This window comes from Kribbella sp. NPDC050820 (assembly GCF_040653975.1).
Classification (GTDB): domain Bacteria; phylum Actinomycetota; class Actinomycetes; order Propionibacteriales; family Kribbellaceae; genus Kribbella.
Genome location: NZ_JBFAHB010000037.1, coordinates 52,933 through 64,747, shown reverse-complemented (window position 1 = coordinate 64,747; position 11,815 = coordinate 52,933). Strand labels below are relative to the sequence as shown.

Genomic DNA, 11,815 nt, shown 5'->3' with positions numbered 1-11,815 from the left:
GTCCGATGGATCTGTCGCCCACGTTCTGGCCGACCAGTCATCGTCCGATGGCGGTGATCTCGTGCTGGTGTGACTCTTTGGAGAGCAGCAGGGCGACGCCGGCGATTGCCATCAGCACGGCGACGTAGCCGAAGTACGTCGCTTGCTGGCCTCGTCCGGCCAGCCAGGTCAGCAGGAATGGGGCGGTTCCGCCGAAGACCGCCGTGGCGAGGTTGTAGGGCGTTCCGATGCCGACCGCGCGCATCTCGGTGGGGAACTGCTCGGTCATCAAGGCGGCGAGTACGCCGTACATGCTGGCGAGGAGCAGCATCAAGACGATGTCGACCAGGAGGGCGGTGAGGAAGCTGGGCTCGAGCATCGACGTGAGCGGCACGATCGCGACGGCGCCACCGAAGGTGTAGGCGAATCCCACCGGCCGGCGACCGACGGTGTCAGAGAGACGACCCAGGAGCGGCAAGGCGATCATGAAGACGAACAGCGCGGTCGTGTGCACCGCGAACGTCTGGTCGGCGGGAAGCTTGATCGACTTGATCAGGAGCGTGGGGAGATAGCTGACAAACGTGTAGAACCCGACGGAGGCGCCGGCGGTGAGGGCGAAGACCCGGACCGTTTGACGCGGGTAGTCCCTGAAGAGGATGACCAACGGGTTCTTCGACGGGCGAAGTGCGTCGTCAGCTGCTTCGAAGACGCGTGACTCGTCGACGCTTCGGCGGATCCACAGGCCTATGAGGCCCGCGACGCCGCCGATGATGAACGGGATCCTCCAACCGAAGGTGCTCATCTGCGCCGGCGTCAGTGCACGCGAGAGTGCATAGCCGAGGACAGTTGCGATGATCATTCCGGCGGCGACCGTGGAGTACCACATGCTGGTGTACATGCCGCGTTTGCCGGGTGGGGCGATCTCGGAGAGGAAGGCCATGGAGCCGCCGCTCTCGCCTCCGGCTGCGAAGCCCTGAACGAGGCGCGCCATGGTGAGGACGAGGGGTGCCGCCAGGCCGATGGTGGCGTAAGTGGGGGCGAAGCTGATGACGAACGTCGGGATCGCCATCATGATGATGGTCAGACTCAGCGCGGCCTTTCTGCCCTTCCGGTCGGCATAGATGCCGAGCAGCCATCCCCCCAGGGGGCGGACGAAGAAGCCGACTGCGAAGATCCCGAAGGTCGACAGGAGCGCGACGGTGGGGTCGCTGGGGTCGAAGAACTGGACCGAGAAGTAGACAGCGAAGGTCGAGTAGATGGTCCAGTCGTACCACTCGACGGCGTTGCCGATCGCGGCGGCCGTGAATGACTTGCCGAGTCGGGGCTGCTGTGCGGCTACTTTCTCGGAATGCGGCGAGGCGGCGGAGGTGGTCATTGCTTCGCTTTCTGAGGGAGGCCCGTTCGGGTGAGGCGGCAGGGGCGATTTCGGGCATGCTGGAGCCCGTGTCCGATCGGCGTGGTCGGACACGAGCGCTTGTCAGCGGAGGGGGTGGGGTGCTTGTTCAGGCCGGCGAGAGCTGGGTTGCCGTCTTGAGGGCGTGCTCGGCCGCGACGCGACCGAAGGTGAGCGAGCGCAGGACCGAGGTCGCGACCGGGTACTCGTGGTAGAAGAGGCCGGTCAGTTCACCGGCGGCGTAGAGGCCGGGGATGGGTGTGCCGGAGGGCGTGACGACTCGGGCGTCGATGTCTGTGCGGACACCGCCGAAGGTGAAGCAGATGACGCCGGTGAGGGGGAACCCGATGTATGGGCCTTCGTCGAGCGGCACGGCCCAGTTCGACTTGGGAACGTCGAGGCCGATGGTGTGCTTACCGTCGCGGGTTCGCCAGTCGAAGTCGTCGTCGGAGACCGAGGCGTTGAACTCGGCGACAGTGGCGGCGAGCTGGGCGGGGTCGAGCCCGAACCGCTCGGCCAGTTCCTCGATGGTATCGGCCTGCTCGGGGGCCAGGTCGGAGAGCCAGCCCAGTTCGATGCCAGGGATCCGCTGGGTCTTGGCGTCGGCGATCCAGAACGCTTTCTGGTTCTGGTTCTTCCAGATCTCGTAGCCGACCTTCTCGAAGGTGTTGTCCCAGGTGTCGTTGCCTTCGTCGTAGAAGCGCTGGGCGTTCTCGTTGACGAAGATGCCGGTCGGGAAGGTGTAGAGCACGGCGTCGGCCGCGTGGCTGCGCAGGTCGAACGGCTCGGCGTGGATCATGTCGAACTGGCCGGCGGTGTCGCCGCCGACCTCGAGGGTCATGCGGATCCCGTCCCCGCGGTTGCCTGCGACACCGGGAGCGATGATGGGCAGATCGCAGGCACGCTCGCCGATGTATCGGGTGAGCATTTCCGGGTTGCCCTGGAATCCACCGCAGGCCAGGACGACCGCGGGGGCGGTCAGAGTCCGCTGCAGACCGGTGTTGTCCCTGACCACGACGCCGTTGACGCGGCCGGCGTCGTCGGTCGTGAGACGGATCGCCTCGGTTTCGTAGAGGAAGTCGACCCCTTCGAAGGACTCAAGGGTTGTGGAGAGTGCTTCGACGATAGCTAGGCCGCCACCATCGGGCCGGCCGGGAGGGGTCACCGAGGGGACGCCGTTGTCAAAGGTGTGGGCGAGCGGGAACTCGTCGAACAGCAGCTTCACGCCGTGTTCGCGCAGGAACGCCACGGTGGCCGGGGTCTGCTCCTCGAACCGTTCACAGTAGGCGCGGTCGGCCAGTCCGCCGGAGACCTTCTGCATGTAGTCGACCCAGTTGGGGTCGAGCTTGCCGTCCGGGTCGATACGCAGAAAGGCGCCGGTCCAGCGGGTCGCGCCGCCGCGCTGCTCCTTGGGGCCGCGGTCCAGGATCGCGACGCGTGCCTGGACCCCGCTCTTCGCCGAGTTCTCCGCGTAGGTGACTGCGGCGGCCAATCCGGCCGCACCGTGTCCGACGACGATCAGTTCGTACTGGTTGTGCATAGTGTCACTCCTTCTCCTCCACGATGGTCGACCACTCGTCAGCGCAGGCTGAACGGGTCGGTGATGGCGTCCTCGTCGGACTCAAACCAGATGGCTTTGGGCTGGGTGAACTCGGCGAACCCTTCCAAGCCGTTCTCGCGACCGTGGCCACTCTCCTTGATTCCGCCGAAGGGCGTTGCTGGATGCAACGAGCGGTAGGTGTTGACCCAGATCGTCCCGGCCTCGAGCTCACGGGCAACGCGGTGGGCACGCCGGAAGTCGTTGGTCCACACGCCGGCGGCGAGACCGAACGGCGTGTCGTTGGCGATGCCGATTGCCTCGTCCTCGTCGCTGAACCGGATCACTGACAAGACGGGCCCGAACAGTTCGTTCTGTGCGACATCCATGTCGTTGGTGATCCCGTCCAGCACGGTGGGCGGGAAGAACCAGCCGTCCTGGTCGGTGAGCTGGTCCAGCCCGCCGGCCTCGACGGCGGCGCCCTGCTTGACGGCCTTGGCGACCCGGGTGACGACTCCGTCGTAGATCTTGGCCTGCGACATCGGGCCCATCTCGGTCCGCGGGTCACGAGGGTCGCCGAGTCTGATCGTCTTGGCTCGCGCGGCGACCCGGCGGACCAGCTCGTCGGCGATGCTCTCGTGTGCGAGGAGTCTGGACCCGGCGATGCAGGTCTGGCCGGCGGCGGCGAAGATCCCCGTCACGACGCCGTCGACAGCACGGTCGAGGTCGACGTCTTCGAAGAAGATGTTGGCCGACTTGCCGCCGAGCTCGAAGACGCTCTGTTTGAGTCCCTGGGCGGCGCGGGCGGCGACCAGCCGCGCAGAGTCCACGCCTCCGGTGAAGAACACCTTTCTCACCAGCGGTTCTCCGACGAGCGCGTCGCCGGCGACCGCCCCATCGCCGTGGACGACGTTGAGGACACCGTCGGGAAGCCCCGCCTGCGTGGCGAGCTTGGCGAGCAAGTAGAGGGACTGGGAGTTCACTTCAGGTGGCTTGACCACGACCGTGTTCCCCGCTGCGATCGCGGGCGCGAGGCTCATCGAGCCGAGGAGCATCGGGGAGTTGAAGGCCGGGATCACCCCGATCACGCCGTACGGCTCCCTGACTGTCACCGTGAGCAGGGATGCCTTGTCGTGCGGGATCTGGCGGCCGTCGAGCTGGTAGGCCAAGGACGCGTAGTAGTGGTACCAGTTCGACAGCATGTTCTGTTGGGTGAGGACTTCGCGGATCACCTTGCCGGCGTCGCGCGACTCGAGGTCGGCCAGCTCCTGTGCGTGCTCTGCGATGAGGTCACCAAGCCTCCACAAGATGTTGGCGCGCTGGGTTGGCCCGACGCGGCGCCACGAGCGGAAAGCCTCGTCGGCGGCCGAGACGGCCGCTTTCACGTCGGCGTCGTCCCCGGCGGCGATCTCCCACCACGGTTGCCTGTTCATCGGGTCGAGGGTGGGCAGGTAGTTGCCGGACTCCGGGGCGGTGTCGCGGCCCCGGATCCAGTGGTTGGTATGCGACAGGCTCACGCGATCACCCCTCCCAGGTGCCCGGGCACCTGGCGCTTGCGAGGTGCGAAGGCGAGCTCGGACTCGGGCAGCTTGCCCTGGAGGTAGTCGGCCAGCTGGTCGGTGGCGCCCTGGGCGAATTCGGCGAATGCTTCCGCGACCACCCATCCGACGTGCGGGGTGAGGACGACGTTGGGCAGGGTCCGCAGCGGCGAGTCGGCCGGGAGCGGCTCGTGGGCGAACACGTCGAGGCCGGCGGCCCGCAACGGTCCGTTCGCGAGGACCTCGGCGAGCGCATCCTGGTCCACGATCGCGCCGCGGGCGGTGTTGACGAGCACCGATCCGGGCTTCATCGCCCGCAGCCGTTCCCGGCTGAGGTAGCCACGCGAGCGTTCCGACAGCCGCAGGTGAACGCTGACCACATCGGAGGTCGCCAGCAGCTCGTCCAGCGGGATCCGAGGGGTTCCGTCCACGCTGTGGGTGTTTCCGCTCTCGCTGACGGAGGCGACGACATCCATGTCGAAGGCCCTGCCCAGCCGGGCGACCGCGCGGCCCTGGAGGCCGAGCCCGAGGATGCCGAGCCGCCGCCCGCGCAGCGTGCCGCCCATGTTCTGGGTCCAGTTCCCGGCGTCGGCGTCACGGACCGCCTCAGGCACCCGGCGCAGCGCGGCGATCATCAACCCGATCGTCAGCTCGCGCACGGCGGCCTCACAGGCCGCGTTCTCCCTCCACAGAGGAACCACGATGTCGCGTCTGGCGGCCTGTTCCAGGTCGATGTGGTAGGCGTGCCCACCGGTCTGGAGGATCATCTCGAGCTGCGGCATCCGATCCAGCACCGCGACGTCGATACGGGTGCGTTCACGCACGGCCATGACGAACCGCGCGTCGCGGACAAGCTCGTCCGGAGTATCGCTGAGCGGCTGCCGGAGCACGTGGACGTCCGCCAGTGTGCGCATGGTGTCCAGCGCCGCCGACCGTCCGATCTCCCCCTCCCAGTCGTCGAGGATCAGCAGCTTGGGCTTCCCGGTGCTCATCCATCCACCTTCCGTGTTTCTGCGAAGTTAATTTCGAGTTATCGGAGTCTGTGTCGGCCGTCACTCGTCTGTCAAGAGCTCGCGATCTGGCGAGTCTCGGCCCGTTCGCGCTTCGCCCGACAGGAATCCAGCAGGACCCTTCAGTGATTGACAAGGCGTCACACGGGCGCCGAAGATGACAGAAGTTACGTAGATACGGATTGGACTTCGCGAATGGGAATCGGAGAGCGGTTGCCGCTGACCGGGATCAGGGTTGCGGACTTCTCCTGGGTGGGGGCCGGTCCGTTCATGACCAAGCCGCTGGCCGACCATGGCGCCGAGGTCGTCAAGGTCGAGTCCCGCGCCCGCACCGACGTCATCCGGAACATGCATCCATTCCGCGACGGGGTGCCCGGGGTCAACCGCAGCGGCTACTTCGCCAACCGGAACTCCAGCAAGCGGTCGATCTGCCTGAATCTTCAGACCGGCCGCGGGCGGGCGCTCGCCCTCGACCTGATCGCTCGAAGCGACGTTGTGGTCAACAACTTCACACCCGGGACGATGGACCGATTCGGGCTGGGCTACGACCATGCCCGCGAAGTGCGGCCGGACGTGGTCTACCTGGATATGCCGATGCAGGGCAACGTCGGCCCGCACTATCGCCACCGCGGTTACGGACTCTCGATCGGGGCCCTGTCCGGCTTCTACGGGCTCTGTGGCTACCCGAACAGGCCTCCGGTCGGCACTGGCACCAACTACCCAGACCACGTGCCGAACCCACTGCACGGCGCCATCGCAATCCTCGCCGCGCTGCACCGCCGAAACCGCACCGGTGAAGGTTGCAGAATCGAGCTCGCCCAGATCGAGTCGACGATCAACGCGGTCGGGCCCGCCATCGTGGCGGCCGGCGTCGGCCAGCACGTCAACCGGCGTGGCAACCGCGACGACCTCTATGCACCGAACGGGGTCTACCCCTGCCGGGGAACCGACGAGTGGTGTGCGATCTCCGTCGGTACCGACGAGCAGTGGCAGGTCCTGATCGAATGCATCGACCAGACGGGTGACCTGCGGCGGGAGAGCCTCCGGACAGCCCAAGGGCGAAGAGACAACGCCGACCAGCTCGACCAGCTCATCGCAGAGGCGACCCGCAGGCTCGACGCACACGAACTGACCGCCATGCTCGTCGAGCATGACATCGCAGCGGCCAGAGTCGCCTCAGCCCACGACGTCCTGTACGACGACCAGCAGCTTCGCGCGCGCCACCACTGGGTCGTGCTCGACCACCCAGAGATGGGGCCCAGTGTTTACGACAACCTCCCCTACACCCTGTCCCGCACCCCAGGTCGGCTGCGCGGGCCGGCTCCGCTGCTGGGAGCCGACACCCACGACGTGTGCACGCAACTGCTCGGGATGAGCCAGGACGACTACGACAAGGCACTCCAGGAAGGCGCGGTCGGCTGATGAGCATCGATATCGAGGACTCTGCACGGGTCCGACTGATCCGGATGAACCGCCCCGAGGTGCTCAACGCCCTCGACCCCGACTCGATGCAGCGGCTTGCGGCGGCTCTGATCGGGTTCCGCGACCACCCCGACCTGGATGTCGCGATCATCACCGGTGAGGGAACCAAGGCCTTCTGCACCGGTGCCGACCTGCGCCGTACCCTGCCCGACCAGACACCGTTCGCTGCCGCCCACCTCAACTCCTGGCAGAACGCGGTCGACGCCGGCACCTACATCCGGGCCATCACACTGCACGAGCTCGGGATCGCCAAGCCGCTCATCGCCGCCATCAACGGCCACGCCATCGGCGGCGGGCTCGAGATCGCCCTCGAATGCCACCTGCGCATCGCTTCGACGACCGCCACGTTCGGTCTTCCCGAAGCGCGCTGGGCGTCGGTGCCCGGCGCGGGTGGCGTGTCCAACCTGCTGCGCTGCATGCCACCCGCCGTCGCGATGAAGATGCTCCTGACCGGCGAACGCATCGACGCGGCCACCGCACTGGCCCACGGCCTCGTCAGCGACGTGACCGAGCCCGAGGCGCTCCTCGACCAGGCCATGTCGCTGGCACAGCGCGTCGTGGCCAACGGCCCTCTCGCCCTCAAAGCCATCACCACCATGGCCGCAAGGACCGCCGAGATGACGCTGTCGCAGTCGATCGCGACCGAACACCTGATGTGGGGACTGCTCAGAGACACCCACGACCGGATCGAGGGCCGCGCCGCCTTCGCCGAGAAGCGGTCCCCCATCTACTCATCCACCTGATCACCAACGCCCAAACCAAGGAGACAGCATGCATCCACCCTCGAAACGTCACGTGATCGGTCAACAGTGGTTCGCCACCGACGACCAGTCCCGCGTCAGGCTCCGCGTGAGCGAGAACCCCACCGACGGCTCACGCTGGTTCCCGCCCCTGGAATCGCTTGGCACCTTGACCGAGCTCCCGGCGATCGAGATCGGCCCCTCCGGCGTCGCGTACGCCTCAACCGTCGTAAGGGTCGGTCCCGCCAGGTTCGAGCCGCCCTATGTCCTCACCTACGTCGACGTCGACGGCGTCCGGATCCTGGCACACTCCCCCGGCGAGACCCCGTTGCGCCCCGGCACACCTGTCGAGCTCGTGCTGGACCGTGTCGGCGCCGAAGCGCCCACCGCTCACCCGGGCCATGAGCCAGGACCGTCCATCGAACTGTGGTCCTACACAGCCACACCGGTCACGGAAGGAACGACCCGATGAAGAACGTCGTCATCGCCGGAGCCTCCGTTGAGCCCTTCGGAAAGAAGGTCGGGGACAACGTCGCCGAGATCGGCGGCCGCAGCCTGCAAACCCTCTTGCGCAGCAGCGGAGTAGCCCCTGAGCAGGTCGACGCCGGCTTCGTCGGAAGCGTCTACGGCGGCTCGCTGATCGCCCAGCGCGTCATGCAGCGGGCGGCGATCTCGGGGCCGCCCGTCTTCACCGTCGAGAACGCCTGCGCCAGCGGCGGGACGGCCGTACACCTGGCATGGCAGGCAGTCGCGGCCGGCACCTATGACTGTGTGGCGGTGGTCGGCGTCGACCAGCTCTCGGTGTTCGGCGGCGGAGCATTGCCCCTGACCACAAACGACATCGAGACCTCCCAAGGTGTCGTCATGCCGGCGACCTATGCCATGCGCGCGCAGCGCTACCTGCACGACTTCGGTGCCGACGTTGCGAGTCTTGATGCGGTGTCGGTGAAGAACCGCGGCAACGGGGCGCTGAACCCCCGGGCGCACTTCCAGACAGCCGTAACCCCTGACGAGGTCGAGCAGTCCCGGCCCGTGGCCGACCCGCTCAGGTTGCTCCACTGCTGCCCGAACAGCGACGGCGCCGCCGCCGTACTGGTCTGCAGCCAGGACTTCGCACGGACCATCCAGCGCCCGACCGTCGCTATCCGTGCCAGCGTCGTCCTCTCGGGACAGTTCCACACCGGGTATCGGGACATGACCTGGCCCGACATCACCCACCGCGCCGCGTCACTGGCCTACCAGCGGGCCGACCTTGGGCCCAACGACCTGGACCTGGTCGAGCTGCACGATGCATTCAGCATCGCCGAGCTCCTGCATTCCGAGGCGCTCGGAATCTCCGAACGGGGCAAGGCGCACCGCGACGTCCTCGACGGGGACTTCGCTCGTGACGGCCGCGTCGCGGTGTCCCCGAGCGGCGGCCTGCTGTCGCGTGGTCACCCGGTCGGTGCTACCGGCGTCAGCCAGCTCGCCGAGTCCTACTGGCAGCTCACCGGCCAGGCAGGTGCCCTGCAGATCGACAACGCCCGAATCGCCCTCAACCACACCACCGGCGGAGGGATCTTCGGTGTCGACAACGGGGCCTGCTCGGTCCACATCCTGGAGGCCGCCGAGTGACTACGACAACGCCACTTGCCGTCCTCCACGGCGTCGACGACGACATCAGCGCGGCCTGCTTCAGTCAGCTGACGGCCACGGGTTTCGAGGTGCTGCGCGACCAGCCGGCCACAACGACGATCGACGCACTGGTCTTCAACCCGGGTCTGTACGAGGACACAACGGCCAGCACGGATCCACTGCCGCGCGCGTGCCAACTGGAGCCGCTCGTCGATGCCCATCGCCAACAGCTGATCTCGGCGGGAGGCGGGGCCGTCGTCGTCATCGCTGCGCGCGACTGGCTCGGCGCCGCCCCACGGATCCGGCTGGCGGCTGCCGCCGGAGCCTTGGTGGCCGCCGCACGCAGCCTGGCGCTGTCGATGGCTCCTGCCGGGGTGACGGTCAATGTCGTAGTCCCCAACTTCAGTGGACCACCGCCCGCTAACGAGGTGCCTACAGAGCCCCGGCGCCTCACACCCCACAAGATCACCTCGGTCGACATCGCCAACGCGGTCGCGTTCTTCGCCGACGCCCGCAGCCGCTACATCACCGGCCAGGTGTTCTACGTCGACGGCGGCTCCAGCTTGCTGTCGAGCCTCTCGGTTTGACTTCGAAGGATGATCACGATGCTCAGCAACAAGACCGCGCTGGTGACCGGCTCGGCCCAGGGAATCGGGTTCGCGATCGCGCGCGAACTGGCGTCCTTGGGCGCGAACGTGGTGGTTGCGGATCTCAACGAACCGGGAGCCGCACGGGCGGCCCAGCACATCATCGACGAGGGCGGCAACGCCGCCGGGCAACCGCTCGACGTCACGTCGCGGTCCTCGGTAGAGGACGCGTTCGGCCAGACCCGTGAACGATTCGGGCCCGTCGACATTCTCGTCAACAACGCCGGCATCAGCATCGACGCGGGCCTGCGCAAGCTCACCGACCAGCAGTGGAACGCCACCATCGCGGTCAGCCAGACCGGGGTCATGCTGTGCTCGCAGGCGGCCGCACGGCAGATGACCGCCGACGAATCCCGGGGCGGGACCATCGTCAACATCGCCTCCCGGGCCTGGCTGGGCTGGTGGGGCCAGACCGCCTACGCCTCGGCCAAGGGCGGAGTTGTGTCGGCCACCCGCTCGATGGCCATCGAACTGGCCAGGTACGACGTCAGGGTCAACTGCATCGCCCCCGGCCTCATCGACACGCCCCTGTTGCGTGCCGAGCCGGCGCACGTGATGGAACGCCTCCTGCAGGCACAACCACTGGGCACGATCGGATCCGACCGCGACGTCGCCTGGGCGACCGCATACCTGGCCGGGCCGACCAGCGCGGGTGTCACCGGCCAGGTTCTCTACGTGTGCGGGGGCAAGAGCCTCTACGCCCGCCCGGCACGGTGAACACGACGCGGTGAGACCGGGCCGACGTCGACACCTTCGACTCGGTAGGGAGCACCCGGCACGGTCACGGGCTCACCGTCGACGACGACATGACGGAAGAAGCCACGCGCGAGCAGCTGCTCATTTCGCAGCAAGTCCTCCGGGGTGGACACCGGCGAGATGCTCACCCCATGGCGCTGCCCCTGCTCGCACAGGTCGACTTTCGTTCGGCCGTCGGAGTGGCGCTCGAACAAGGTGCGGAACTCAAGCGCAGCCTCGGCCGAGCGGCGCCACCGCTGGTCCCGCCACCGCTCCCGGCTCAGCTCGTCGGCGATCGCGTCCGACCCCGAAGCACGCATCCAGTCGATAAGACCGTCCCAGGCCAACGGCAGACCGCCCAGCCCGGTGACGAGATACACGAGTCCGTCGACGCATCGGAACAGTCCGCTGCCCGCCTCGCTCGACCGTGCTCCCGTGCGAGTTCGCACGACCCCCTCCAGGTCGACGTACTGCACGGCGTTCTCCAGCGAGTGGGCGACCGCCTCCTGAGCAGACACATCCACGAGCTGGCCCGCGCCGTCCGTCCCCTCGGAGTCGCGCGCCAACAACGCGATCAAGGTAGCCACCACGCCGTGCAAGCTGGCGGCCACCGAGGACTGCTCGGCATATGGGCGGACTGGCGGATCGTCGGGATCACCAGCCAAAGCCAAGAGCCCGCCGGCAGCAAGGAGCGACAGGTCGGAGGCTGGACGGTCCTTGCCAGGCCCGGTCAACCCCCACGGTGAGACCGACAAGTGGATCAGACGCGGGTACCTGGTGCTCAGGTCGTCAAGGCCCTTGCGTCGCAGGTCCGCAGGACGCGAATCGGTGACGACGACGTCAGCCGAGGCCAGCATGCTGTCGAGCTCTGCTCGGCCCGCCGGCGATGCGTAGTCGAGCTCCATGATCGTCTTGGAGAGGTTGTTGAACACCGAACGCGCTGAGGATCCCGTGCCGGGTAGATGATCGGCGGCATCCTCGCCGGGTCGCGACGGCGACTCCACGCGTAACACCGCGGCCCCGAGGTCCGCCATGAGCCGGGCAGCGTAGGCGCCACGCGTCTCGCTGAGGTCCAGTACCGAAAGCCCCGAGAGTAGACCTGAATTTCGGGCCCCAGAAGCAATGACTTCGTACATGCGA

11 protein-coding genes are annotated in these 11,815 nt (G+C 67.4%); 6 read left to right on the top strand and 5 right to left on the bottom strand.

The genetic code is table 11. The annotated features are described in order from the left end of the window. Positions 1–37: 37 nt before the first annotated feature. The 4 genes from AB0H36_RS27785 to AB0H36_RS27770 form a co-directional block, all read right to left on the bottom strand. Positions 38–1,354 carry an MFS transporter gene (locus AB0H36_RS27785; RefSeq protein ID WP_360529531.1) on the bottom strand — a complete coding sequence of 439 codons (1,317 nt, stop codon included), beginning with the start codon at positions 1,352–1,354 and terminating at the stop codon, positions 38–40. A 127-nt stretch (positions 1,355–1,481) separates the two neighbouring features. Further along, positions 1,482–2,912, bottom strand: a complete 1,431-nt coding sequence (locus tag AB0H36_RS27780; RefSeq protein WP_360529528.1) for an FAD-binding protein — start codon at positions 2,910–2,912, stop codon at positions 1,482–1,484. Between the two features lie 38 nt (positions 2,913–2,950). Continuing rightward, entirely contained in the window at positions 2,951–4,426 is a 1,476-nt protein-coding gene (locus AB0H36_RS27775) for an aldehyde dehydrogenase (RefSeq protein WP_360529525.1), read from the bottom strand. Next, positions 4,423–5,439 carry an NAD(P)-dependent oxidoreductase gene (locus tag AB0H36_RS27770; protein ID WP_360529522.1) on the bottom strand — a complete coding sequence of 339 codons (1,017 nt, stop codon included), beginning with the start codon at positions 5,437–5,439 and terminating at the stop codon, positions 4,423–4,425. The genes AB0H36_RS27775 and AB0H36_RS27770 overlap by 4 nt, the downstream gene beginning before the upstream one ends. 213 nt (positions 5,440–5,652) lie before the next feature. Between AB0H36_RS27770 and AB0H36_RS27765 the strand changes: the two genes are divergently transcribed. From AB0H36_RS27765 to AB0H36_RS27740, 6 genes are read left to right on the top strand one after another with little or no spacing between them, the layout of a single operon-like run. After that, a complete protein-coding gene (locus AB0H36_RS27765; RefSeq protein ID WP_360529519.1) occupies positions 5,653–6,879 on the top strand; it encodes a CoA transferase in 1,227 nt (408 codons plus the stop codon). Continuing rightward, the gene (locus AB0H36_RS27760) at positions 6,879–7,682 is read left to right on the top strand and encodes an enoyl-CoA hydratase-related protein (RefSeq protein WP_360529516.1); all 804 of its coding nucleotides are present in this window, start codon (positions 6,879–6,881) and stop codon (positions 7,680–7,682) included. The genes AB0H36_RS27765 and AB0H36_RS27760 overlap by 1 nt, the downstream gene beginning before the upstream one ends. 28 nt (positions 7,683–7,710) lie before the next feature. After that, a complete protein-coding gene (locus AB0H36_RS27755) occupies positions 7,711–8,151 on the top strand; it encodes an OB-fold domain-containing protein (RefSeq protein WP_360529513.1) in 441 nt (146 codons plus the stop codon). Next, positions 8,148–9,293 (top strand): thiolase family protein, encoded by a 1,146-nt coding sequence (locus AB0H36_RS27750; RefSeq protein ID WP_360529510.1) that lies wholly within the window; start codon positions 8,148–8,150, stop codon positions 9,291–9,293. Before AB0H36_RS27755 ends, AB0H36_RS27750 begins: the two co-directional genes overlap by 4 nt. Further along, positions 9,290–9,880 carry an SDR family oxidoreductase gene (locus tag AB0H36_RS27745; protein WP_360529507.1) on the top strand — a complete coding sequence of 197 codons (591 nt, stop codon included), beginning with the start codon at positions 9,290–9,292 and terminating at the stop codon, positions 9,878–9,880. The genes AB0H36_RS27750 and AB0H36_RS27745 overlap by 4 nt, the downstream gene beginning before the upstream one ends. A gap of 18 nt (positions 9,881–9,898) precedes the next feature. Continuing rightward, positions 9,899–10,657 carry an SDR family NAD(P)-dependent oxidoreductase gene (locus AB0H36_RS27740; protein WP_360529504.1) on the top strand — a complete coding sequence of 253 codons (759 nt, stop codon included), beginning with the start codon at positions 9,899–9,901 and terminating at the stop codon, positions 10,655–10,657. Here AB0H36_RS27740 and AB0H36_RS27735 read toward each other — a convergent pair. Then, complete coding sequence (locus AB0H36_RS27735) at positions 10,636–11,811, bottom strand: CoA transferase (RefSeq protein WP_360529501.1); 1,176 nt, start codon at positions 11,809–11,811, stop codon at positions 10,636–10,638. The two genes, AB0H36_RS27740 and AB0H36_RS27735, sit on opposite strands and share 22 nt — an antisense overlap. Positions 11,812–11,815 lie beyond the last annotated feature (4 nt).